This window comes from Emticicia sp. TH156 (assembly GCF_002855535.1).
Taxonomy (GTDB): Bacteria; Bacteroidota; Bacteroidia; order Cytophagales; family Spirosomataceae; genus Emticicia; species Emticicia fluvialis.
Genome location: NZ_PKRS01000007.1, coordinates 264,606 through 289,889, shown reverse-complemented (window position 1 = coordinate 289,889; position 25,284 = coordinate 264,606). Strand labels below are relative to the sequence as shown.

Below are 25,284 nucleotides of genomic sequence, written 5' to 3'. Positions count from 1 at the left end.
TCATCGTGCGATAAAATTTATAGGGTTTTAAATTGTACTCTGGTTATATATTTTGTAATTTAATCGTGAAGCATTAAGCCCAATAATCTTCTGAATTGTTATATATATATAGTATATACAGCAATTGAATTGCAATATAATACTAAAATTATTTGGCATAACAACTTTGAAACCAAATTTTATTTATCTAATATAAAATACTTGTTTTTACAATAGTTGTTATGAGAATAATGCAAAAACAATAATTTTTAGAACTCTGATTTCTGGATATTATCGGCAATTTTTAGCGAATATTCGCTACTAAAGTCGGCTTTTTGCGAAGATTTCAAACTATTGTTAGCTAATTTACAAAAAGTTAATTTTTCTGCCAAAATTTCTTCATTTTTCTTAATTCTACTTTATGGCTGGTTGTTTTCAGTAGTTTTTGTATATACGTAATAATCGGTATATGTTTTTTCTTATCTGCCATGAGTCAGGGCAGGCAAGATGTATTTTTTTAAACTGTTTATGGCGTGTCTGGCTGGCACAAACAGTTAAAAGTACTGTAATTGAATTATTCTATGTAAAATGTTCATTTATAGGCCTATTCATTGACTTATTCTAATATTTGTAAAGAATCTTTTTTTTGCAAAATAGTTGCAAAAACCCTTGTTATATGGAACCAAAAAAGGTCTTAAAAGTCACTAAAATCAATAATTGCTTGATAATCAGGATATTAATATTTACCTTTGTGCCGTCAACAAATTTGATATCCCGAATGAAGCAAATTAAATTAATGCTGCTGACTGGTTTTATGGTCAGCATGACAATTATTACTTCAGAAGCTGCGTCCTTTGAAAAGTACTTCCAGAAACTTATCAGATTTGAAGGAAAAGGCTATGGAATTAACAAAAGAGTATGGGGAAAAAAGACGTTTACAAAGGCAGAGGCCTTTAAAATTCACAGAAAACATTACTGGAATAAGTATCACGGAGATTTATTTAAGAGCCAGGAAGTTGCCGAAATACTTATAGACCAGATTATTACCGCAGGAGAAGGTGTAAACAGAGTGAATATCAGAGCCTTTGAGGCAATTATCGGCGCTCCGCAAGACGGTCGTCTGTCAATTGAAGACGTAGAACTGGCTAATTCGTTTTTTCAGTGCGAGTACATTGTGAATCCCTACATGAATTACCGCCTACATTATTATGGCTCAAGAAAAAATGCCAGCAGATACCCCGGCTGGACAAAAAGAGCAAAGGCTTTTGGAATTTTGGATGAGGAGAAGAATATGCTGGCAGATTTCCTGATTCTTCCGGATATTCTGATGGCAAAAGACCCGGAGGTAAGTCTGGATGATAAGACAGATAAACTGGCTTCTAAGTTGAATTGATAAAAAAAATCCTTTAATGTTAATATTAAAGGATTTTTTTTTGCGTTTAAATCAAAGGCGTCTGGCGGTCAAACAAAGCCAGCAGGCTTTTATCCAGTGTATAATTATTTAGTGCCTTTGCTCAATTAAAGAAAACGAAATATTTTAAGCAGTATAATCGGCCACCAATTGTTCAATCTGTTTTTTCCCGATAGGTTTAACAAGAAAATCTGAAACAACGGTGTAATTAGCGGCTTTTTCGTGGTCTTGTGTATCGATAGACGAACTAACAATATATAGTGTTATTTTCTTATCAAGATCTAATCTTTCAAATTCATCTAAAAACTGCCAGCCGTCCATCACCGGCATGTTCAGGTCCAGAAGAATAATATCTGGTAATAATTCTCTCTCTGTTAATACTTTCGTTAGTTGATTAAATGCCTCTTTACCATTCTGAAAAATCTCAATGTTTTCAAAAACGTTGATGGATGCCAACATTCGCTTCAGAACATACGTAAGTATTTTGTCATCATCTATTATCCAGACATTGTTTATTTTCATATCAGATTTTGCTTGCATCAAAACGGTTAATAATAATTTTGTCTATATAATTTACAGACATTAGCCAGACGCTGAAGCCAGGTTGTGTGGGTGCAGGATACAAACTTTAAAGGTGCTTCCTATATCAACGGTACTTTCAACTTCTATTTTGCCACCAAGTGCTTCAACCTGGTTTTTGGTAATAAACAGTCCTAAACCTCTGGCATCTTTATTCTGGTGGAAAGTCTTATACATGCCAAAGAGTTTTTGCCCATGTTTAGTTAAATCAATTCCCATGCCATTATCTGCAATTTCGAGAATAATATATTTTAAATTTTCTCTGACACTGATATGAATGACCGGAATGCGGTCTGGATGCTGATATTTAATGGCATTGGTTATGAGGTTAATGAGCACACTTTCAATGTATTCGGCACTGTAAGAAATTTCAAGATTAGGAGGTACAAGATTATAAACAATAGCCAGCGACTCTGATATCAGGCCTTTCAGATTTGTTAGTACTTTTTCTACTTCGTTGTACAGGTTTATTTTTTTTATCTGAAGGTTAAGGTTGGTCTGTATCTGTAATACTTCGTTCAGGTAATGAACGGTTTCCTGCAGGTTATTGGCTATGGTAATCAGAAAATCAATTAATTCTCGCTTTTTGGTTTCATCCGGTTCGTCAGGCAGCAAGTTGAGCAGCATCTGAAAGTTACCGATATGTGACCGAAGATTATGTGAGGTAATATGCGTAAAGTTAAGCAGTCTTTTGTTTTGCTCGCTCACCAGGTCAAGGGTGTTTCTGAGCTCCTGTTCTTTGCTTTTGGTCTGGGTTATATCAGCGTGCGTACCCAGCATTAGCAAAGGCTGGCCTTTGGCCGACCACTCTACAATTTTCCCTCTATCATTTATCCATACCCAACTTCCATTTTTATGCCGCATGCGGTATTCGCATTCATAAAATTCAATTTCTCTGCTAAAACACTTCTCGATGTTTTTATCCGGAATGTGTTTGTCGTCAGGGTGTACCAGGCTACTCCAGGTACTTTTGCTGATAGGCTGCAATTCGTCTAAGGTATAGCCAACAATTTCGGCCCACCTGTTATTATAAATTACCGTATTGTCTTTTATATTCCATTCCCAGGTACCAATATTTGCTCCCTCTATGGTTTGGTAAAGCCGCTGCTGTTCGCGCTGGAGTTCTTCTGACGCTTTTTTTTGCTCGGTTATATCTGTTATCTGTGATATAAAATAAAGAGGGGTAAACTGGCTGCTCCAGATAATAGAAACCGATAGTTCAGCCCACACAATATGCCCCAGCTTATGGATATACCGTTTTTCCATTCTGTAGCTTTCTATTTCCTTATTAAGCACTTGCTTAAAATAAGAAAGGTCTTTGCTGAGGTCGTCCGGGTGAGTTATATTCTGAAAGGTCAGCTTTATTAACTCTTCTTCCGTGTAGCCTAATATTCGTGGTAGTTCTTTATTTACTTTAATGAAATACCCCATCGGCGAGACCAATGCCATACCAATGGCAGCGGATTCAAAAACCTTAGAGAACTTTTCTTCTGTTAACTGAAGCGTAGAGTCCAGGTCTCTTTCATAAGAAATATCTTTCAATGTGCCATATGCTAACACACACTGTTCATTATTAAAGTCGGCGTAACCGCTCGCTTCTACCCATTTTGTATTCCCTTTGGCAGTTCGTATTTCAAATTGTTCAACGAAAGGGTCTCCGGTTTGTATCAGGTTTCTGGTTAATTCACTTACTCGTTCTTTAATTGCGGTGGTTTTGAAAAAACCTATTGCCAGTTCAATCGTTGGTTCAAAATCATCATTTAACTCGTAGATATATTTCACTACGTGGTCCCAATCCAAAATGCCTGTCATTACATTATATTCCCACGTTCCGACCTTAGATAGTATGTTTGCCCTATTGTACTTCATTAGTAATAATAACTGAAAATAAATTTCAATCAGATAATTAAGTTTGGAAGAATTTAATTGTTAAATAGTAATTTGGGGCAACGCGCAAATATATCTTTCAGAAGCATGGTTGTTCTAAAAATGTTCAATTCTGTTCGCGAACGCAATATAAATGTATTAACATTTATCTCAAAAAAATGGAATTACATTTATGAAATGTAGTTTAAATGATGCCGTTCTTAAAAACATTACAATTTAGCAAATATGGCATCTTTACGCGTTATAAGTAATCATCTTTTTTTATTCTTACTCTGATTAACCAGTAGCAATGCCTGCTCGAATTTCAGGCATTTACCTAGAAATGTGTTTGTTCTTATTTATTCATAAGCGTCAATACAATTATACTTATAACTTACCAACAAAAGCCTTTAAATAATGCCGTTTTGGACAAAGCTAACTTGCTGTTACTATTAGCTGTACTAGCTAACAATGCCAGGTTTTACCATGTTTCAAATATCAGATTGATTTTCTTCATTACTACGGCAGGCATCTAATATTAATGACCTAAACGCTGCTGAGGCGAAATCAAGCTAATTTGAAGTTAAACTATGCCACAATTAAAGCAGAATTCAGATAAAAAAAAAGACAGCAAAAATTGCTGTCAGTTTTTACCGAACCCTAAACTATTTCAAAGTCGCAAGTTTGGTTGATGAATATTTTGTAACTGTATTATTCTACAAAGCCTACACCTACTGTACTGTTGGTGATTTCGTCAATCAGAATAAATGCGCCATTGGTAGGGTTGTCTACGTATCTGTCTGCATAAACAGGGCTTGCAGTTTTGATAGATACCCAACCGATTTCATTTAGCTTAATACCGCCTTCATGCGATGGTTCGGTATTTAAAGTCATATTTTTGATATCAATCATTGAGTTGATACCCGTAATTTTTGCTTTCACACGGTTGATACCATGCTGTAGCAAATAGGCTTTACCAACTTTCAGGGCTTGCCCGTCAAGCCAGCATATTCTGGCATCAATTTCTTTTTTAGCCTCCGGTTGCCCGCCTACTTTTACCAGCATGTTGCCCCGGCTGATATCGATGTCGTCTTCAAGTGTAATTACAACCGACTCACGGGCGTGGGCAATTTCCAACTTGTTGCCAAATTTCTCAATCGTTTTAATTTTGCTGATTTGGCCACTGGGTAGGGCTTCCACCAAATCGCCAACCAGAAAACTTCCGCTGGCTACTTTGCCTGCATAGCCCCGGTAATCATGAAAAGCTTCAGTTTTAGGTCTTACTACCAGCTGAACCGGGAAACGCGCAGGCAAATGCGAAATAGGGTTTATCTGGTTGTCGAGATTTTCGAGCGTTTCAAGCAAGGCACTACCCTCATACCATGGCGTTTCGGTTGATTTTTTTACCAGATTCTCACCAAATAAAGATGAAATAGGTATAAATGTAACAACCTGGCCTTCAAAACTTACCTGCTCGGCTAGTTTTGAGAAATCACTTTTTATTTCTTCGAAACGTTCCTGGCTATAATTTACCAGGTCCATTTTATTAACGGCTACTATGATGTTTTTGATACGCAACATCGACGAGATATAGAAATGGCGCTTGGTTTGTTCAACCACGCCATTGCGGGCATCAATGAGAATAATAGAAACGGAGGTGTTTGAAGCCCCCGTAACCATGTTTCGTGTGTACTCAAAGTGCCCGGGTGTGTCTGCGATGATGTATTTGCGCTTAGGTGTACTAAAATAGATGTGAGCCACATCTATGGTAATGCCTTGTTCACGTTCGGCAATTAAGCCATCCGTTAAAAGAGATAAATCAAGGAAATCAAGACCTTTTCGTTTAGAAGCCGCTTCAAGCGCTTCAATTTTATCGCCGGTTATAGAGTTGGTTTCATAAAGCAAACGGCCGATAAGGGTACTTTTGCCGTCATCTACCGAGCCTGCCGTTGCTATTCTTAGTATATCCATTGTAATGCTATTCTGAAAATTAAATCTTAAAGAATTATAAGTGAACCCAGCAAACCTGAATTAATCACTCATCCACTCAATCACTAAATCGCTTATTAGAAGTAGCCTGCCTGTTTACGCTTTTCCATAGCAGCTTCAGAGCGTTTGTCGTCAATACGTGCACCCCGCTCAGAAATTTTGGCCGACAAAATCTCAGAAATCACATCGTCCAGATTATCAGCTTCAGAGGCAACTGCGGCTGTACAGGTCATGTCGCCCACGGTACGGAAACGCACCTTGGTTGTATAAGGTACTTCGTCGTCAGATTTATTAATGAAATCAGAATCTGCCCAGATGAGACCATCGCGGTCAAAGACTTTCCGTTCATGGGTAAAATAGATACTCGGAATCCGAAGTTTTTCTTCTTTTATGTAATTCCATACATCCAGTTCTGTCCAGTTAGAAATCGGAAACACACGAATGTTTTCACCCAGTTCAATTTTTCCGTTCAGCATATCAAACAATTCAGGTCTTTGCTTTTTGGCATCCCACTGACCGAAATCGTCGCGTACCGAGAAAATTCTTTCTTTGGCTCTGGCTTTTTCTTCGTCGCGGCGGGCACCTCCAATACAGGCATCAAATTTAAACTCTTCAATGGCATCAAGCAGTGTAACGGTTTGCGCTGCATTACGGCTGGCATATTTACCGGTTTCTTCTTTTACCTTGCCTTGTTTGATTGAATCCACAACATAACGAACATGTAATTCAAGACCCAGTTTATTTACGAGCCAGTCGCGGTATTCAATCGTTTCAGGGAAATTGTGGCCGGTATCTACATGAAGCAATTTAAAGGGAATTTTGCCTGGATAAAATGCTTTTTCGGCCAGCCTTACTACTGTAATAGAGTCTTTACCGCCGGAGAATAGTATGGCTGGTTTCTCGAACTGAGAGGCCACTTCTCTGAGAATATAAATTGCTTCATCTTCCAGTTCACGTGGGAAAACCCCGCTGATACCTGAATTTGAATTAATGATTTCTGAATTGTTTAAAAAATTACTCATAATTCGTTGTTTATGCTCACCAAATGCAAATTTAAGAAACTTGGTGTAATCCACACTCTTTTTTAGATTCTTCCCACCACCAGCGCCCTGCTCTTGGGTGTTCACCGGGTTCTGTGGCGCGTGTGCAAGGCAAACAGCCAATGCTAACAAAACCTTTTTTATGTAATGGGTTGTCGGGAACCCGGTTGACTGCGATATACTCCAGCACTTCTTCGTACGACCAATGAATGAGCGGATTAAACTTCCAGACATTGTTTCCGCCATCCCATTCCCAGATCTTCATGTCGTTCCGGTTTTCTGATTGTTCTGCTCTCAAACCAGTTATCCACACCTCTGCTCCGGCCAATGCTCTTTTTAAAGGCTCAATTTTTCTGATGGCACAACATTCTTTCCGGTTTTCAACCGACTCATAAAAGCTGTTAAAGCCCTTTTGTGTTACCAGTTGCTGTACTTTTTCAGTACTTGGGAAATAGGTTTCAATAGACTGTTGATAGCGTGCACGTGTTCTGTCCATCAATTCGTATGTTTCCTGAAACAGCCTGCCGGTATCTAAAGTAAATACTTTGATATTTAATGAACCACCTGCTACGCTGTTTTTGAAAATGGCGTGGGTGATTACCTGATCTTCCTGCCCGAATGATGTTGAAAACACAACTTTACCAGGAAACTGACCGGCTATAAAGTTGAGGCTCTCTTCTAAGGAAAATTGTTCTAATTTTTCTATGTCAACCATAATAAACTGCAATTAAAACCAGACTTTAATAATGTTATAAACGCTTAGACCCACCACTAGGGTGCCTACAATGAGCATGATGGTTTTGGGCGGAAACAACTTTACAAGAAATGCACCTAGCGGAGCAGCCAGCACCCCCCCCAGAATAAGACCTGCAATGGGTTGCCATGCCTGAATATCAATAAAAAGCATAAATATGCCTGTGCTGAAAAATGCCACAAAAAACTCGGCTGTATTAACAGTTCCAATGGTTTCTTTGGGGGCATTTCCTTTGTTGATAAGGTTTGAAGTTACCAGCGGACCCCATCCGCCACCGCCAATTGAATCAAAAAAACCGCCTATTAAACCCAATAAACCCAGGTTTTTGTTGGTGGGGGTGGCTGGTCTTTTTTTGAACGCTTTTACTATAATTACTATACCCAGACCAACCAGATAAAGCGATATGTACGGGCGAATGACTTTGCCGTCTATAATCTCAGAAATAAGATAAGCTCCTATCATTGAACCAATCACACCTGTGATAACGATTCTGAAAAAGAGCTTCTTATCAATGTTGCCAAAATATAAGTGCGACAGGCCGGAGACACCGGTTGTAAAAACCTCTGCCGTATGCACACTGGCCGTAGCATAAGCAGGTGGCACGCCTACACCCAGCAGCATTGAAGTACAGGTGGCTCCGTAGGCCATTCCAAGTGCGCCGTCTACCAGCTGGGCCAGAAAGCCCACGCCTATATAATACAAAAACAGATTGTCTATACCCCACTGAAATGAGTGAATACTGGCAAAAATACGATAGGCCAATACACCAATCAGTAAAACTTTTAAGGCAAGTATTGCCACAGCAATATATTTTAGTCGAACGTGCGCGCTAAGGGTATTGGCTATTCTTTCCATATACTTTACTTACTTGACTTGTTTAGTTTTGTTTTACCGGAGTACTGATGCCCAATGTAACATAAATGCTGAATGCTGTTTTGCTTAACCACGTTTCCGATTAATATAACGGCCGGGCTGCCCAACTGATTTTTCTCTGCAATTTCTGGCAGATTTTTCACATCTCCAATTCCGATTTTTTGTTCGGATGTGGCAGCGTTCTGTATAATTGCTACCGGAGTGTTGCCAAATCCTTCTTCTTCAAAAATACGGGCTATAGAAGCCAGTTTTTTCATGCCCATTAGAATAACAACTGTCGACTTTGAGCGCGCTGCTAAACGTACATCTGCAGACAAACTCTGGTCTGCTTTGGTACCTGTAATAACCCAGAACCCGTCAGCAACACCTCTGGCTGTAAGCGGAATTTCATAAAAACCGCCTGACATGATGCTTGACACACCAGGTATGTAGGCGGTTTCTATTCCTCTTTCTTTGGCATAAGCAATTTCTTCATTTCCACGACCAAATATAAACGGGTCGCCGCCTTTCAGACGCACCACATGCCCTTTTTCAAAGGCTTTTTCGGCTATCATAAAATTAATGCTGTCCTGGCTTACGCTTTTTTCAAAACCGCGCTTGCCAACATAAATTCGTTCGCATTCAGGGTGGCAGTATTCCAGTAGCTCTTCATCTATCAGGGCATCATAAAGTACTACATCGGCTTGTCGCAGCGCATTGATGGCTTTAAGAGTAATCAGCTCAGGGTCGCCCATGCCTGCACCCACTACTGTGAGCTTCGGAACAGGGTTCAAAAAACCGGGTGTTATATTTTGGGTAGAACTCATGCTTCAACAGTGGCATTTTTGTTGGCTTCTCTCCATGTAATGGCTTCTTTCAAAAAGTTCTCGGCTTCAGATATATAATCAATAGCAAAAACCTGGCTTGGCTCGTTCTGATTAATCTGCAAAACCTGCGCTTTAAAATTACCACCGAAGTAGTCAGCAAAGTTTTTATCAAATTCGTTCATTACACCATGTTGGGTGCTGCTGTTAATGTTTTTATCAAGCAACAGCGCTTTAGCTGTATTAATCTGCGACTGATAGGCGTAATAAATGGCATCTGCCCATCGGCCTTCATCAAATGCAGTTCTTGCCCAGTCAATTTTCTCTTCCGATTCGTAAAACAAAGTTGCCACCAGGTCAATAATTACGCTGGCACATTCGCCCACACCAATTTCGGTCTGGAACAACTCATCGCGGCCCCAGTCAACAAAGTCGGTATCAATCAATGTAGTGAGGTCTGCCAGCGGTTTTAGCAGGGTATAGAAATATTTTTCACCCTGGCGGTCGTAATAATCATTGAAATACTCGCCTTCCAAACCGTTGGTTTCGTAGTCATTTAATACAATTCTTAATACCTGAGGGCCTCTTTTGCTTGGTATTTTTATTACCTTATCGGCAATACGGCCTTCGCCGTTTCCTTTGATGCCACCGCCCAATAATACCTGAACCGCAGGCAGTACTTTTCCTGCTGATTTCAGAGAGCTGCCATGGAAACCAATGTGCGCCATGCTATGCTGGCCACAGGCATTCATACAGCCTGATATTTTTATCTGCATGTTGGTTTCCTCAATCAGTTCGGGGAAATCCTCACGCAATACTTTTTCAAATTCAAGGGTAATTTTTGTACTGTCAGATATGGCCAGGTTACAGGTGTCGGTACCAGGGCAGGCAGTTATGTTAGCAATACTGTTTGCACCAGGTGCCGCCAGCTTATGGTCGCTTAAAACGCTGAAAATATAGGGTAAATCTTTAGCCAGTACAAAGCGCAGCAACAAACCCTGATTAACCGTTACGCGTACATCGTCTGCAATATAAGGTCTTAATTTTTCAATCAGGCTTCTTGAAACCACGCTTGAAATATCTCCCAATGGCACGCGGACGAAAACACCATAATAGCCTTCTTGTTTTTGTGCAAATACATTGGTTTTAAACCAGTTTTGATAGGCTTCTGAATCGTTTGCAGGTAAATCCTGCGGTTGTGGGGTAGCATAGTTATACAGGAACTCAGGCTTTTGGGTATCAATAGGATACGTTTTTACTTTCAATGCTGTTTTTTCGCCTTCAACCAGATTCATAAATTCTTCAAAGCCAATTTTGGCTATCAGAAATTTCATACGGGCTTTGTGTCTTGAGTTTCTTTCGCCGTGTCTGTCAAATACCCTGATAACCGCCTCTGTAAACGGAATCAACTGATCTGCTTCCAGAAACTCATACGCCACATGTGCCAATTGTGGTTGTGCGCCTAATCCGCCACCCAGCATTACTTTAAAACCTCTTTTACCATCCTTAATTTTAGGGATAAATCCGAGGTCGTGCATGAAGGTAAGTGCAGTATCGTCGTCAGTATTTGAGAAAGCCATTTTGAATTTACGACCCATCTCCTGGCAAACAGGATTGCGCAGGAAGTACTCAAACGCAGCATGCGTATAAGGCGTTACGTCGAAAGGTTCTTTGGGGTCAATACCGGCAGTAGGAGAGGCCGTAATATTTCTTACAGTATTTCCACAGGCTTCACGAAGGGTGATGTTGTCCTGCTCCAGTTTTGCCCATAATTCCGGGGTCTTGTCAAGGCTCACAAAGTGAATCTGAACATCCTGGCGAGTGGTAAGGTGCAAGTTACCGGTTGAGTACTCGTCTGAAATATCTGCAATGCGCTTCCATTGGTTAAGTGTCATTTTGCCATAAGGCAATTTGATTCTTACCATCTGCACGCCCTGCTGGCGCTGTCCGTAAACACCGCGAGCCAGACGCAGACTACGAAATTTTTCTTCATGGATTTTACCTTCGCGGAAAAGTCTGATTTTACGCTCTAAATCAATGATATCTTTTTCAACTAATGGATTCTCTAGTTCTGTACGAAAACTTTGCATGACTTCCTTTTTTTAACTTTGCAAATATACATAAATCCTATAATTATTATAGACTATATGGGTGTAATTCTTGTATTTTTTTTGTAACTGACTGATAATTAAGTGCTTGGTGTTTTGTTGATGTGATTTTACAGGAAGGAAAAGCTAAAATACAAACTTTTATCTTGAAGTTTTAGTTTCCTTTAAACAGATTAAAATGCTTATCCGCAGTTTGCGTTTGCTATTTTGGGCTAAAATTCAAGGTTTTTGTTAATAGATAAATGTACCTGCAATAGCCGGTGTAAAAGTGTATGAGCTACAACTTTCAGCTCTGGTTTGAGGGTGTTTTATTTAAATTTGCTAAGGCAATATTTTGAAATTAATGAATAACAGCTCTTTAATGGCTTTGGTTTAAGTATTTAAAAAACTATTCTTATTTTTGATAAAAATTTATTGCATAAGTGTATGTATGAAAAAATAAATGACGGTGAGTACCCCACCATTACCGAGTCTAAGGCTATTATCAGATTTCAGGATTGCGATCCACTTCAACATCTCAATAACTCAAAGTATTTCGATTATTACTTCAATGCCCGCGAAGACCAGGTGGCCAAGTTATACGGCTTTAAGTTTTCTGAAGTTTTTAAAAATTACCGCACAAGCTGGGTGGTTTATCAGCACCAGATAGCCTACATTCGTCCGGCTGTAGTGAGCGAATGGGTAAAGATTTTTTCAAGAGCCATTTATTTTGATACTGATACACTGGTAACAGAGTATTTTATGACGGATGAAAACAAAACCGAGTTGAAAAACTTTATGTGGACCACCAGTAAGTATGTTAGTGTAGAAACAGGCAGGAGAGTACCCCACCAGAAAGACATTATGCACTACCTGGCTGCCACCTGCGAGAAAGACGTTAACTTTAACCAAATCAGTTTCAACGACCGCATAAAGGTTGTAAAACAAGAGTTGCTCTTAAAACAGTCTTTTTTATAGAAGTTTGAAAGTGGCACCCTCTGTGGCCAGAAAAGTGTTTTCAAAAACCTCTTTGGCTTCGCTCAGGTGATTATCAAGTGTTTTGTAGCGAGACGAATAATGGCCGATAATAAGTTGGCCTGCCTTTGCTTTATGGGCAATAGTTGCGGCCTGCCTGGCGGTAGAATGATTAGTGGTAATAGCCCGTTTCAGTTCTGAATCAGTAAAGGTGGCTTCATGAAAAATGTTGCCTACATTTTGCAATTGTGGTATGATAGCTTCATGAAAGGCCGTATCTGAACAATAAGCAAATGATTTAGACTGACCGCCAGAAACTGTGTATGCTTCATTCTTGTAAACCTGGCCCGTCAGAGGGTCTTGTACGTCCAGCCCGTCTTTCAGCATCTTCAAAAACGGAACCGGAAAATTTTCGGGTAGTTTATCAGCCAGTAATTTCCTTTTATTTTCTTTGGTACGAAACAAAAACCCGCAGCAGTCAATTCTGTGTACTAAAGGAATGGTCTCTACAGTAATAAGCGGGGTTTCAACAATCCGGCTGGCAACGGTGGTGTCTGTTGCTACAAAATTAACCTTAAAGTGAAGGTAGGTTTGCGAATGCTTGAACTGAATGGTGAGTATCTCTGCTAACTCTTTTGGCCCGTAGATGGTTAAATCTTCTTTGCGTTGGTTCAGATTCCAGCTGGATATCAGCCCGATTAAACCAAAATAATGGTCGCCGTGAAGGTGACTGATAAATATATGACGGATACGATGCGAGCGTACTTTGTGTTCCAGCAGGCGGAACTGGGTACCCTCGCCACAATCAATCAGAAAGTGCTCGTTATCCAGCGTTAATAAATAAGCCGATGGGTTGTGTTCAAGTGTGGGAGTAGCAGAGCCCGTGCCAAGTATTAAAAGTTCAAAATTCATAATAACCCCTTGCCCCGAAAGGGGTATGTAATAAGTCTGATGGTTGAATAGTAGATATGTGCCAAAGAACTCAGTATTTTTCTTCCTGAAATCCGTTATCTTCACCGAGGTCGAACTCGTCGTCGCTTTCTTCACGGAAATCGTTTTCAAGGTCATTCATAAACACGGCATCAATGGCTTCATCAACCGTTGGCAAAATAACAAGTTCAGGTATCTTGGCCTCATCAATGGCATCAATTAAATCATCATCTTTTGTGCATATCACAAAAAGCCCTTGTTCTGTTCTGCAAACTTTGTTGGCTTTTCTGATTAAAGACAAACCATCTTCATCAATTTCAGTAATTTTTGTGAAATCGGTTATCATATTGGTGTAGCCTTCACGATAAAGCTGAACCACCAGTTTTTCAAAAGGCGCAGTTATTTCAGCTCCAAAAGTAGTTTCGTCAAGAGAAATAAGAGCGTACTGCTCTGTTTTTTCAATTTTGTAATTCATATAAAACTATGTCAGGTAATTTTGCAAAATTAAGTTAAAAAAAAGCTTCTAATCAAACTATTGAAGCAAATCGATTATTTTATCTGCCAAACTATTGATTTTTCTTAAATTTCTGGCAATTAATTTGCCGGTTTTGTTTTCTTTTGGTAAAGATAAGCCATATACAGGCTCTATGGGCGTTAAAGGGTACGTTTTTAACTTTCTGTTCAAAGCCGGCCAATAGGGCATTCCTTTAAAATTTACCGATATCAGCGGTTGCCCGTTGACCGTATTTGTTGAAACGTCAATTTTACGTTCGGGTAAATTCCAGGTCCCAATATTAATACCGTTATGCTTTGATAATAATACGTTATCATAAAAATTCGGAACGTGCTCAAGCCAGAGTTGGTCTGAGTTGAGCCCGATACATAAATTGGTGCTACCTTTCTGAGTTGTATTTTTACCCCACCAGTCAAGAAAACGCATGGTTTCATCAGATTTTTTAAATCCAATAAATCCTGAATGGTAGATGCCAGTGTTGAGAATCTGTTTTTCATCCGGATGCACGCCTGCATGCAGCAACTGGGGTACCAGTATGATTGAAGAATGATTTAACTCCTGGCTGATAAAATCGACAGGATTGAAAAGAACACTGGTGCAATCAAGATACAAGACCTTATCTGACTGCTGCAAGGCATACTTTGCAAAAAAAGGTTTGGTATTATTTAGCAGCTCTGCAGTATTGTAGGTGGCTGTCATGGTTTCAAAATCCGGAATTACTAATTCATCAACACTCACAATCTTATGCGGTGATTGAAAAGCGGACGGAATCCTTTCGGCTTTGTCAATAAGCCCTATAAAATAAATGGCATTGGGGTGGTTTTCCCTGATGGTGTCGCCCAGCAGAATAGCATTGGGCAACTGGTTTATATAACAAAGTGTAAAAAAAAGCATAACATAACTGCCGCAAACCTTGGTTGGTTTCAGGCTAAAATTAACAATTTATTTTCAGTAATGGCCATTATCACCGTTTCAACTTCAATGTCTGCACTTGGGCCGTTGGTATTTCTAACAATTAATACATTTTCACCCATTTTATATTTACCTGAATACGGTATATGATTCACAAAGTTCTCTAATTTGCCAATCATGATCAGGCCTGGCGTACCTACAGCATTGGCCAGATGCGCCGGGCCGCTGTCAATGCCTATAAAAAAAACAGCTCTGCTGATAACCTCTGCTGTTTCAAGAATAGTAAGCCTGCCGCATAAATTAACAAAACGGGGGCTATTGATTTTTAAATCGCTGCTGAGACCAATTTCAATAACATGAAAATCAGTGCTTTCAATTATATAATTTATCAGAGCATCCCATTTTTTATTGTTCCAGTTACGGCTGTTTTGGGCTGATTGCGCATGAATAACCAGAAACTTTTGGGGTAATTGAAGCTGGTCAACCCTGGCTTTGTGCTTGTTGGTTAAAAACAAGCGCGGTTGCATATCTTCAACGGCAAGACCGGCCATTTTTTGTTGAACCGATAATAAATTACCCAGAAAATAATAATTATGTATGGTGATATCTTTGGCGTCGGCTTCCGGATTCTCAACATACACCTGGCAAACCGGACAATAGCTGTTATTTCTGAACTGTAAATTATAAATAGTATCAAAAATGCCTGAGTTAATTAACAAGCGACGTTGATTAGCGCAGAATTCTTCCAGTATGTCATCCAGATTCGGATTATTTTCCAGCAACTCTCGGAACATCGGTTTTACAATCCAGATAAGATAGTCGCCGGGATGCTTCTGCCTGACCTGCCTGCTGATGGGTTCTCCGGCTACAATATCACCAAACTGCTGGGTTAGTATAATGGCAACCACTTTTTTTTTGCCAGCAAACCCTGCTTTTAAAAGCATCAGTCTGAACCAAACCCTGAAAAAATGCCAATAAACCAGAAACAGATGGGTATATTTTCTATAACGATGTTGCCAGAGCGCAATAAATTTCTGCATAAAGATTATGACTCAACCAGCTGAGCTAATTTTTCAAGCGGGAGTTTTAAATATTTTCTTACCCGCAAATATCGCTTTATTTTAGGAGGTTTAATATAATCGCACTTAAAATGTTTCCAGTAAAGCTCGTTGTTTTTAAGCAATTCATTTCTATAAAGCTCAAATAATGCTACTATATCAGGCCTGTCTTCAAAGTTGATTCTGTTCTGGTATTTAGACACCTCATTGGGTTTTGCTATCAGGTAACCGCTGTAATGAAAAAACTGTAAAGCCGTTGAATTGTTAATAAACCATCTGCCGTCTTTCTCGGTGCATATTCTCTCATGCAGATTCCAGTAGGCTACATTGTAGCCCAAATGCTTGTTGATTAACACGTTGTCAAAATAAACCGGAAAAAAATCTGCCCAGTGCTGGTCTACAAATAAGCCGTTGCATAGATCAATAAGGCATTCTTTTTCCAGTTTTTGGCACCACCAGTCAACCATTTTTCTGGCTGAAACTGATCTTCTGATGGCTACAAAACCAAAGTTAAAAACGCCTGTATTTACAATATCTTCTTCATTTTGCCATTTGGTGTCGTTGTAGGGGGTTGTGGTATGCGGGGTAACAACAATATCGTATTTTTGTAGGCTTTCTTCCAGATGTGTGAGCTTATCAAAAACAATAATATCTGGGTCAAAGTAGATTATATTGGTCGCCTCCGGGTTGTTTCTAAGAAAATAATCAAGATAATAGGGCTTAACTGCGGTATTTAGTTCTGTTATATCATAGCGTGCGCACATACCGGACAGGTCTGCTATCTGTATTTTGTCCAGCTCAAGCAGCGGGTAATCAGGCAGTTTAGATGTATCAATATCTTTGGTATCCAGTTTATCTACCAGCCCGATTACAAACCGGAAATCCGGATTATGTTTTTTAAGCGAGTCGCCTAATGTATGTGCCTGTGCCAGATAGTTAACAGAGCAAAGTGTAAAAGCGAGTGTCATGTATGCGCCAGTCTTTTATGCCAGATTCTCTAATAATTTTTCAATTTTAACAATAGAGTTTTCAAAACTGTATTGCTTCAAAACTTTTTCTTTGGCTATTTTACCAAAAACATGGTTAGGGGTATCCTTCAGAGCCAGAATTGCAAGGGCCATATTTTCAATATCCAGATAGTCAAAAAGTTGTCCGGCGTCTTGTTCAATAAATTCAGAGCAGCCGCCGGTTTTTTCAAATCCAAAAATCGTTCGTTCAGCCAGCGCGGCTTCAAGCATTACCAGGGGGAATGGGTCTTCGCGTGAAACTACCGTGAAAACATCAAAACAATTTATCAGTTCAATGGCTTCGGGGGTGGGTTCAATAAAGGTAATATGTTCGCTGATACCCATCCTTTCCACATCAAAGGCTATTTGTTCATAATACTCACCTGATTTCCTGATACCCACCCACACAAAATGTATTTCAGCTGCATTAGGGGTAAGTAATCTCTTTGCCAGAGAAACAAATACATCAACACCTTTTCGCCATTCGGCATTGCCACATCCGCCAACCAGAAATGAGCCTTCCGGAATATTGTATTTTTTTCTGATGGCTTGTTTATTTACCTGAGCCGACCTTTGAAGCACCGCATCATTATCAACAAACGAATGAATTATTTTTACTTGATGGCTGTCAACACCGTGGTTTTTTATCAGATTATCTGCCACAGCCATTGAGCAGGCAATTATACAGGCACTTTTCTGGAACAAAGTAATTCTATTGCTTTGCGCTGAATAAAGTTGGATTGAAAACTCAAGCTCATGAATATGCGTAATGAGCGGGGCATTCAGAATTGATAGAAGTTCTGGTATAACCGGGGCAGAGGCTATAGTATTGGCATAAATAATGTCGAAATGCTCATTAGCCAATTTGTTTTTAAGGTCCTCTTTATTTTTCTGGTAATAACTGGCTTGCTTCATACCTATTTTACCCAGCCATCGCTTGCTTAAAGTTTCAGGAGCATTGTGGGTATCTTTAGGATAGTGATATAACTGGGCAATTTGCTCAAAGTCTTTTTCCAGAGCACCCCCATCAAGCAATAGCAAATGAACTGAAACCTTCTTTTTTTGAAAATACCGCATAATATTTAACAAAAAAAGCTGAGCTCCGGCTCTGTTTGCGTCATGACTGACAAAGAGAATCTTCATGAATAGGGATGTCTTAAGCTAAAGGTATTCAGAAAATAATGATAAACAGTTTTTTAAAAACAAGATGCTTTATTAAACGGGTAATAACCAAAACCGAAATGTAATACATTACTTTTCAGCGCTTAATACTTTTTTTTCAATCAGCAGCATCAGAATATGAATCACCTTGATATGAATCTCCTGAATGCGGTCTGCATACCCAAAGTGCGGTACAATTATTTCGGCATCGGCTTTTCCTCTCAATTGGCCACCGTCTTTACCCGAGAAGATGACAACCTTCATGCCTTTTTCACGGGCGGCATTTACAGCATTTATTATGTTTTTAGAGTTGCCACTGGTGCTAATGCCCAACAACACATCACCGGCATTACCCAGGCCTTCTATAAAGCGTGAGAAAACGAAGTCGAAACCGTAATCGTTGCCCGTGCAGGAAATGTGGCTTGGGTCTGATATAGCTATTGCGGCCAGCGAGCGGCGGTTTTCTCTGTACCTGCCAGAAAGTTCTTCAGCAAAATGCATTGCGTCGCAATGAGAACCGCCGTTGCCACAAGAAATAATTTTTTTGCCATCTAGTAAAGCATCTGCCATCAGATTAGCAATTGCTTCTATATTTTTAAGGTTTTGTTCAGAAGAAATAAAATCATCCAGCACTTTTTGTGCTTCTTTTAATTCAACGAGTATATCATTTATTGCGCTCATATCTTTTATTCCTGGTTTTCATTAAAAAAACTAACCCATTTCTCAATCTGGTTTCTGATATCAAAGTTTATCGCTCTGTTTTTTAGCGTTTTTGTATTTATTTCAGTTTGTTTATTCTGAATCTGAACCATGGCGCCTGCTAAATCACCGGGGTTAAAGCTATCAACTACCAAACCCATACCCGGTTGCATAAATTCAGATATTCCGCCTGAATTAAAACCTGCAATGGGCTTTTGAAGATAAGCAGCCTCTATCATTACCAAAGGAAAAGGGTCTTCGCGGGCCAGCAAAACAAAACCATCTGCCATATTAAAATAATCATAATAGGCATCAGATTGTTCACCAATCATCAAAAAATTCAATTTTTCAGTTGACGCCCTTTGTTGCAGATAGTGCAAAACCCCGGTTTTCTTGATGTTACCCAGCCAAATCAGGTAAGTATTTTCAGGAAGGTTTTCAACCACATCAGGCACCAGGTCATATCCTTTTCGGTGGTTCATAGAGCCAGACATCAACCACACAAATGCGTTGGCAGGTATGCCCAGTTGTTTTCTTAACGCTTCTGCCGGTTGTTTAACTACTATTTTTTCTGTATCTACAAATTCATGCAGCAGAATGGTATTATTATAACCCATCTGCCGGATTCTTTTTTCTACAATGGCCGAGCAGCAGATTATTTTTTCAGCGTGGTCAAACTGAAACCGGAAGTCGTCATACACAATTTCGTCATAAATCCCTACCAATTCATGTACATGAACATAATAGGGGATATGCAGGCTATGTGCCAGCCTTGCAAAACGAGGCATGGTAAGTGTATTCAGGTACCATTTATCTGCTTTTACCTGTGCCTGTATCTTCAGAATCCGGTTTTCTTCCGGCGTTTTTCTGAATAGCTGAAAGTAAATGCCTTCATAAATTTTAGATAAAAAGCCATTTTTACCAGTATTGATAAAGGTCTGGTCGGCGGTTGAATGTTTTGCAAATAACTCACCATTGCTGCAACTATACACCACCGATCTGATTTTGCCTGATAAATGCTTCAGCAGATACCATAGCATCATCTCAGAGCCTGTCCGGCCGCCAGTTGGTGTCAGAAAAAGAATGGTTTTATCTTTCATTTACTAATTTTATAGAAATTTGGTTTTTTCAATAGAATACTCCAGAAATAGCCTGAAAAAAGACCAATCGTACGGGCAAATCTTTTCTGGTTATGTAGCTCTCCGAAAGGGTTTTTCAGATGAAGTATATTGGATACGATTTTCATCATAAAAAATACAGGAACCCAAATCCAGTAATGTAGCATGAGTAAAAAATAATGCAATGCTCCATACTGTTTCCGAATCCAAACCAGATTAGATAGCTGAATCTGTTCATCAAACCGGTTAAAATAAGTGTAGTTACGGGCCTCTTCGTAGCGTTCGGGTTTACTGCCCCATTCTTCATGAATAATACGACAGTTTTTAAAAACCAGTTGCCTGCCAATTTTTCCAAGTCTGTTTCCCCATTCGGTATCTTCACCATAGAGAAAAAACTCTTCATCAAAGCCCCCGGTTTTTTCAAAGCCTTCGCGCCGCACCATAAGAAATGCAGCGGCAATGTAGTCTACCTGTTCAGGGTCATCATATTTTGTGTAAGGTATAAGGGTATCTAGGTATTTTCTGAGTGGGGGCGGGGTAATCCAGAAATCGCGTCTGAACGTAAATGTATGATAAAAGGCACGGGGTGTTAAATCCGGATATACCTGATATGCCCCACCCGCAATGGCATCCGGGCGATTATCAAGGTTACTGACACAGCGGTCTATTACATCTTCAAACAACTTGGTATCTGAGTTCAATAATAAAAAATATCTGCCTTTAGCCTGCTTCATACCCAGATTATTGGCTCTGCCAAAGCCTGCGTTATAACCTGTGGGTATCCAGTTTACTTCCGGAAAAACAGCCTTTACATAGCCTTCATCATCGCCTTTGGACTGGTTGTCTACCACAATTACCTCATAACTAACCTTCCGTGTAAACTGCTGCACTGTTTTCAGACACTCAACAATTAACTCAGGTGTACGATAATTGACAATAATTATGGATACATCAACCACAGAAGCCATTCGTTTTCTTAAACAATAGATTAAAGTGTACTATTTACTATCTGGGCAATTCGTTCTGCATCTTCAAGCGCCAGATCATAATACAAAGGTAATGATAATGCCGCTACTGACAACCGCTCAGAAACCGGGCATGGTGTGTAGAAATCTAAATATGGAAGCTGATTGAGAGACGGATAAAAATACCGCCGGGGAACGATGTCTTCTTTCTTTAGGGCTGCGGTTACCTCAAGCAGTTTTTGTTCAGAAGGCAACATAACAGGGTAGTAGGCATAGTTATAAACAAAGCCTTCTATATTTTGCCGGGGTTGTTTCAGTTTATCCCAGTTAAGCAGTTCATTATATTTTGCAGAAACAATTTTTCTTTTTTCTATGATGTCGGCTACATGAGGCAGGTTAACCAGCCCCATGGCTGCATGAAACTCTGAGTTTTTGGCATTGATACCCATCATGTAATAGTCATCGTTTTTATGCCCGAAACTTCTGTAATGCGCCAATACTTTTAGAAGTTCGTCGTCTTTACATATCACGCATCCACCCTCTACCGTATGAAAAACCTTTGTAGCATGAAAACTACAGGTGGCCACATCGCCATAAGAAAGAACCGAATTGCCTTTATAAGTTGCGCCAAAACTATGGGCGCCATCATAAATTACTTTCAGGTTATATTTACGGGCAATCTGCTCAATTTTTTCAACATTGCATGGCCTGCCATACACATGCGTAGCCATTATGGCAGTGGTTTTGTCGGTAATGGCCTGCTCAATTAAATCAGCATCAATATTATAGGTATCTGCCTCAATATCTACAAAAACAGGCTTTACGTTTTCCCATAAAATTGATGTAGTAGTGGCACAGTAAGAAAAGGGAGTAGTTATAATTTCGCCTTGCAGATGCAGCGCCTTAATGGCTAATTGCAGAGCAATTGTACCATTAGTTACAAACAAAAGGTTTTTAACGCCCAGGTATTCTTTAAGGCGGGCTTCTAATTCCTGCACCAGAGGGCCATTGTTAGTAAGCCATGTAGTTTCCCAGATACCCTTAATTTTATCCTGGTATTCTTCAAAAGGGGGTAAAAATGATTTTGTTACGTTTATCACAATGTGCTATTACTAGGTTTGAAAACTGATGAAGATTCAGAATCTACTCAGATTTTATGGCTGTAACGTTATAGTCGCGTGATACACAGGTTTCTGAGCCTATTCAAAATGCAGTTTGCAAATGTAATTAATATTTGAATACAAGGAAGATGAATTTCAGAATCCTTTCAAAGGTAATACACTGTGGGGTTTTGGCAGGTTATGAAATAAGCCCGTCAACTTTCCACGTTTTCACCGGAATATGTATCGGGCGCACGGCACCAGGCCATTTGCCATACCAGCTGGTGCCTTCGCGGTAGTCGGCCACATCAAAACTAATGGCATCTTCTATAAAAAATACCGGGTCTGAGGTGTCTTTTACAATCATAACCGATATATAGTAAGAACCATCGTTAAGGAAATTACCGGGTATCTCCAACACACCTTTTACCAACCCTTTGGTAAAATTTCTGGCCGTACTACCTACGTTAAAAACGCATTCGCCTGTCATGCTATATAAAAAAACACTCAGGTTAAGCTCTGCGTTTTCAACCATATTCCAGAATTCAAATATCACTTTAAGCGGTGTGCGTACATCTATATTTTTGCTGCCGTTAACAAAGTCGGGCGATAACTCAACGTGCTTAATACGTACCATGTCATTCCCTGGTGCGTCGTCTGGGGTATCCCAGCTTTGTGTCAGTTTAAATTTTGAGATGCTAGTCATGTAATCATGCAGCACTTCACCCACTTCACCATATTTAACAAGGCCACCTTTTTGCAAGAAAGCTGCCTTATTGCAAAGCCCCTGAATAGCGGTGGCATTGTGGCTTACAAACAATACTGTGCGGCCATGACTGGACACATCTTTCATTTTGCCCAGACACTTTTTCTGAAACTCAGAGTCGCCAACGGCAAGCACTTCGTCTACAATCAAAATTTCAGGTTCAAGATGCGCGGCAATGGCAAACCCCAAACGCACATACATACCTGATGAATAACGTTTTACAGGTGTATCAAGAAATTTTTCTATTCCGGCAAAATCAACAATTTCATCAAATTGTTTTCTTATTTCGTCCTGCCGCATTCCCAGAATCGCACCATTGAGAAAAATATTCTCTCTTCCGGTTAATTCAGGATGAAACCCCGTACCCACCTCAAGCAGGCTGGCCATTCTGCCTTTTACACGTACTTCGCCATGGGTTGGTTCGGTAATACGGCTTAGTATTTTTAAAAGGGTTGACTTACCTGCACCATTAGAACCCACAATTCCTACTCTGTCTCCCTGTTCAATATCAAAGCTCACACCCCTTAAAGCCCAGAAAACCTCTTTTGTTTCCTGCTCTTCTTTATTGGCAAACATCTCTTGCACAAAGCCCGAAAGGGTTTCTTTCAGATTCTGATATTTCTTTTTCTTATGGCTAAGTATATACTTCTTTGAAATATTTTTTATTGATATTGCTTTCATGCAAAGTGCCTTTCAGTAGTCCAAAAATTAAATGTAATCCACAAAAGAATTTTCGTTTTTGCGGAAAAACCAAATGGAAAAAATCACCGATACTATAGCAAATATAATGCTTGGCAACAGGCTCTGCCAGTTAAGCGGAGAGTGGTTGGCCAATAAAGACCAGCGCATACCGTCTATGGTTCCAACAATCGGGTTCAGATTATAATAAGTATACCACCATGCAGTTTTTTGTTGTTCGCTTGTGTAACCAACCGGAGAAATAAAGAAACCAAACTGAACAATGAAAGGAATTATCTGTGCAATATCGCGGTATTTAACATTTAAAACAGCAGCAACGAGGCCCAGACCAAAAGCATTGAGATAAGCCAGCAACATGAAAAACGGTGCCATGAGTACCTGCCAGTTGGGCATAAACTGGTAATATAGGCAAAAGACAAAAAACATGGCAAAAGCTATGAGGGCATCCAGTAGCCCCACCAGCAACGAACTGAACGGGATGATTATCCGCGGAAAATACACCTTCGACACCAGATTGCCATTGCCTACAATACTATTACTGATTTGTGAAAGACACTGCGAAAAGAAAAGCCATATAATTACGCCCGGTATAACAATAATCATATAGGGCAAAGTTGCGTCAGTCTCCATTCTGGCAATTTTACCAAAGGCAAAGGTCATAACAACTGCCGTTAGTAATGGTCTGAAAACCGCCCAGGCAATACCCAATACTGTTTGTTTATAGCGCACCATGATATCGCGCTTACCCAGTATCCAGAATAGTTCTCTCTGCAGCCAGATGTCTTTCCAATAATGAAGTGCCGATTTACCCGCTTTTATTACTATTTCGTTATCCGATTTTTTCATGCACAATTCAAATTCAATCAATAATAAAAACTTACTTTTAGCTAACCAGCTCCTGATAGGTTCTTCTGAAAATAATAAACACTACGCAAATAAAAAAGCCTAATAATGCCCCCAATTTTGAGCTGCCACCAATAATGTAATCTTTTCTGATTAATGGCAGGCGCACCGGCTGAAGCATAGTAAAGAGGGGAGTCTGATGAATCAACAACATTCTGAGGTTTTCTACAGACGCCATTTGCGTATAATACTGATTTGATATAAAACTGTTGTTACGGTTTTGCTGTTGCTGGCGCATAGGCGCTGTGGGGTCAACAGCGTTCAGGTTCTGATAGGTGGTAATAGCCAGTTGTCTGTCTGCAGAGCTTAACTTGCCTTCCAGTTCTCTCAGGCGGCTTACCTGAATATCATATATTTCTTTTGTTTTTTTGGTGCGCACTTCAATGTAAAACTCTTCCAGGGTTTTTAACAGGGTTTCAAGCCAAATTTTTGTAAGCATTTCGCTATTCGTATTGGCCGACAGCACCATTATTGAGCCATTCTTATCTAAAGGAGCCATGCTGGTCTGTTTTACCAGTTTTTCATAAATGGCAGTAACAATTTCGTTTTCAGGTTTACTGAACTGGTCAGGGCTTTTGGGTCTAAACCTGAATTTAATTGCTTCTGTATTGGCTGCCTTAAACCAGTCGCCAGCCCATTCTTTACGGCTTATATCGCTACTGTCTTTATAATAATTAATAAACAATACCTTCCGGTTATTCACTACTACCTCTTTCATGAGGGCTCTTTCGTACAAAGCCTTTGATGAAATTACTGACGTAAAGTTGCCACCACTGAATAAATCATTCGACTGTGAGCCACCCATATTACCAACTCCAAAAGCACTGGCAATGCCGGCAAAACTGCCCATGGCATTCTGATTAGAAGAACCAGACTCCAGATTGAAATGGAGCTCTCCGTAATACTGCGACTCCTTGAAGTTCTTGATGTCAAAGATAATACTACCTAATGTGCCTATAGCAATACTTATCAAAAGTAATCTCCATTCACTACCTATCAGTTTAAAAAACTTAACAATCTTCTGAAATAACTCTTTTGTACTGATCTGCTCTTCTTGTATGATTTGTGTTTCAGCCATTGTTTTATTAAAAATAGT

The 25,284-nt window shown here is 39.7% G+C and carries 23 protein-coding genes; 2 read left to right on the top strand and 21 right to left on the bottom strand.

Annotated elements, in window-relative coordinates:
* Nucleotides 1–757 precede the first annotated feature (757 nt).
* Entirely contained in the window at nucleotides 758–1,372 is a 615-nt protein-coding gene (locus C0V77_RS14945; protein WP_101727143.1) for a glycosyl hydrolase 108 family protein, read from the top strand.
* A gap of 144 nt (nucleotides 1,373–1,516) precedes the next feature.
* On the opposite strand, the gene C0V77_RS14940 is transcribed toward C0V77_RS14945, so the two are convergent.
* The 8 genes from C0V77_RS14940 to C0V77_RS14905 all read right to left on the bottom strand — a co-directional run bounded on the left by C0V77_RS14940 (nucleotide 1,517) and on the right by C0V77_RS14905 (nucleotide 11,384).
* Nucleotides 1,517–1,912 carry a response regulator gene (locus C0V77_RS14940; protein WP_101727208.1) on the bottom strand — a complete coding sequence of 132 codons (396 nt, stop codon included), beginning with the start codon at nucleotides 1,910–1,912 and terminating at the stop codon, nucleotides 1,517–1,519.
* Nucleotides 1,913–1,972: 60 nt separating this feature from the next.
* Nucleotides 1,973–3,838 (bottom strand): HAMP domain-containing sensor histidine kinase, encoded by a 1,866-nt coding sequence (locus C0V77_RS14935; RefSeq protein WP_101727142.1) that lies wholly within the window; start codon nucleotides 3,836–3,838, stop codon nucleotides 1,973–1,975.
* Between the two features lie 708 nt (nucleotides 3,839–4,546).
* Nucleotides 4,547–5,806 carry a sulfate adenylyltransferase subunit 1 gene (locus tag C0V77_RS14930; RefSeq protein ID WP_101727141.1) on the bottom strand — a complete coding sequence of 420 codons (1,260 nt, stop codon included), beginning with the start codon at nucleotides 5,804–5,806 and terminating at the stop codon, nucleotides 4,547–4,549.
* A gap of 95 nt (nucleotides 5,807–5,901) precedes the next feature.
* Nucleotides 5,902–6,846 carry a sulfate adenylyltransferase subunit CysD gene (cysD, locus tag C0V77_RS14925; RefSeq protein ID WP_101727140.1) on the bottom strand — a complete coding sequence of 315 codons (945 nt, stop codon included), beginning with the start codon at nucleotides 6,844–6,846 and terminating at the stop codon, nucleotides 5,902–5,904.
* 31 nt (nucleotides 6,847–6,877) lie between these two features.
* The gene (locus tag C0V77_RS14920) at nucleotides 6,878–7,579 is read right to left on the bottom strand and encodes a phosphoadenylyl-sulfate reductase (protein WP_173830551.1); all 702 of its coding nucleotides are present in this window, start codon (nucleotides 7,577–7,579) and stop codon (nucleotides 6,878–6,880) included.
* A gap of 12 nt (nucleotides 7,580–7,591) precedes the next feature.
* Nucleotides 7,592–8,473 (bottom strand): sulfite exporter TauE/SafE family protein, encoded by an 882-nt coding sequence (locus tag C0V77_RS14915; protein ID WP_101727138.1) that lies wholly within the window; start codon nucleotides 8,471–8,473, stop codon nucleotides 7,592–7,594.
* 5 nt (nucleotides 8,474–8,478) lie between these two features.
* Nucleotides 8,479–9,297, bottom strand: a complete 819-nt coding sequence (gene cobA, locus C0V77_RS14910) for a uroporphyrinogen-III C-methyltransferase (RefSeq protein ID WP_101727137.1) — start codon at nucleotides 9,295–9,297, stop codon at nucleotides 8,479–8,481.
* On the bottom strand, nucleotides 9,294–11,384 hold the full coding sequence (locus tag C0V77_RS14905; RefSeq protein ID WP_101727136.1) for a HEPN domain-containing protein: 2,091 nt from the start codon (nucleotides 11,382–11,384) through the stop codon (nucleotides 9,294–9,296). The genes cobA and C0V77_RS14905 overlap by 4 nt, the downstream gene beginning before the upstream one ends.
* Nucleotides 11,385–11,828: 444 nt before the next feature.
* Between C0V77_RS14905 and C0V77_RS14900 the strand changes: the two genes are divergently transcribed.
* Nucleotides 11,829–12,359, top strand: a complete 531-nt coding sequence (locus C0V77_RS14900) for a thioesterase family protein (RefSeq protein WP_101727135.1) — start codon at nucleotides 11,829–11,831, stop codon at nucleotides 12,357–12,359.
* Here C0V77_RS14900 and C0V77_RS14895 read toward each other — a convergent pair.
* From C0V77_RS14895 to C0V77_RS14835, 13 genes are all read right to left on the bottom strand, one after another.
* A complete protein-coding gene (locus C0V77_RS14895) occupies nucleotides 12,354–13,403 on the bottom strand; it encodes a ribonuclease Z (protein WP_229236292.1) in 1,050 nt (349 codons plus the stop codon). The two genes, C0V77_RS14900 and C0V77_RS14895, sit on opposite strands and share 6 nt — an antisense overlap.
* Nucleotides 13,339–13,761: an STAS domain-containing protein gene (locus C0V77_RS14890; protein WP_101727133.1), complete on the bottom strand. Its 423-nt coding sequence runs from the start codon at nucleotides 13,759–13,761 to the stop codon at nucleotides 13,339–13,341. The genes C0V77_RS14895 and C0V77_RS14890 overlap by 65 nt, the downstream gene beginning before the upstream one ends.
* A gap of 57 nt (nucleotides 13,762–13,818) precedes the next feature.
* Complete coding sequence (locus C0V77_RS14885; RefSeq protein ID WP_101727132.1) at nucleotides 13,819–14,694, bottom strand: hypothetical protein; 876 nt, start codon at nucleotides 14,692–14,694, stop codon at nucleotides 13,819–13,821.
* A gap of 29 nt (nucleotides 14,695–14,723) precedes the next feature.
* Nucleotides 14,724–15,752: a glycosyltransferase family 9 protein gene (locus C0V77_RS14880; RefSeq protein WP_101727131.1), complete on the bottom strand. Its 1,029-nt coding sequence runs from the start codon at nucleotides 15,750–15,752 to the stop codon at nucleotides 14,724–14,726.
* Between the two features lie 5 nt (nucleotides 15,753–15,757).
* On the bottom strand, nucleotides 15,758–16,738 hold the full coding sequence (locus C0V77_RS14875) for a glycosyltransferase (RefSeq protein ID WP_101727130.1): 981 nt from the start codon (nucleotides 16,736–16,738) through the stop codon (nucleotides 15,758–15,760).
* Nucleotides 16,739–16,753: 15 nt separating this feature from the next.
* A complete protein-coding gene (locus C0V77_RS14870) occupies nucleotides 16,754–17,920 on the bottom strand; it encodes a glycosyltransferase family 4 protein (RefSeq protein ID WP_101727129.1) in 1,167 nt (388 codons plus the stop codon).
* A 108-nt stretch (nucleotides 17,921–18,028) separates the two neighbouring features.
* On the bottom strand, nucleotides 18,029–18,619 hold the full coding sequence (lpcA, locus tag C0V77_RS14865; RefSeq protein ID WP_101727128.1) for a D-sedoheptulose 7-phosphate isomerase: 591 nt from the start codon (nucleotides 18,617–18,619) through the stop codon (nucleotides 18,029–18,031).
* Between the two features lie 5 nt (nucleotides 18,620–18,624).
* On the bottom strand, nucleotides 18,625–19,737 hold the full coding sequence (locus C0V77_RS14860; protein WP_101727127.1) for a glycosyltransferase: 1,113 nt from the start codon (nucleotides 19,735–19,737) through the stop codon (nucleotides 18,625–18,627).
* Nucleotides 19,734–20,723 (bottom strand): glycosyltransferase family 2 protein, encoded by a 990-nt coding sequence (locus C0V77_RS14855; protein WP_101727126.1) that lies wholly within the window; start codon nucleotides 20,721–20,723, stop codon nucleotides 19,734–19,736. The genes C0V77_RS14860 and C0V77_RS14855 overlap by 4 nt, the downstream gene beginning before the upstream one ends.
* Nucleotides 20,724–20,743: 20 nt before the next feature.
* Nucleotides 20,744–21,820, bottom strand: coding sequence for a DegT/DnrJ/EryC1/StrS aminotransferase family protein (locus C0V77_RS14850; protein WP_101727125.1), 1,077 nt, complete (start codon nucleotides 21,818–21,820; stop codon nucleotides 20,744–20,746).
* A gap of 199 nt (nucleotides 21,821–22,019) precedes the next feature.
* Nucleotides 22,020–23,267 carry an ABC transporter ATP-binding protein gene (locus tag C0V77_RS14845; RefSeq protein ID WP_101727124.1) on the bottom strand — a complete coding sequence of 416 codons (1,248 nt, stop codon included), beginning with the start codon at nucleotides 23,265–23,267 and terminating at the stop codon, nucleotides 22,020–22,022.
* A 27-nt stretch (nucleotides 23,268–23,294) separates the two neighbouring features.
* Nucleotides 23,295–24,131 carry an ABC transporter permease gene (locus C0V77_RS14840; protein WP_101727123.1) on the bottom strand — a complete coding sequence of 279 codons (837 nt, stop codon included), beginning with the start codon at nucleotides 24,129–24,131 and terminating at the stop codon, nucleotides 23,295–23,297.
* Between the two features lie 37 nt (nucleotides 24,132–24,168).
* Complete coding sequence (locus C0V77_RS14835; protein ID WP_101727122.1) at nucleotides 24,169–25,266, bottom strand: hypothetical protein; 1,098 nt, start codon at nucleotides 25,264–25,266, stop codon at nucleotides 24,169–24,171.
* Nucleotides 25,267–25,284 lie beyond the last annotated feature (18 nt).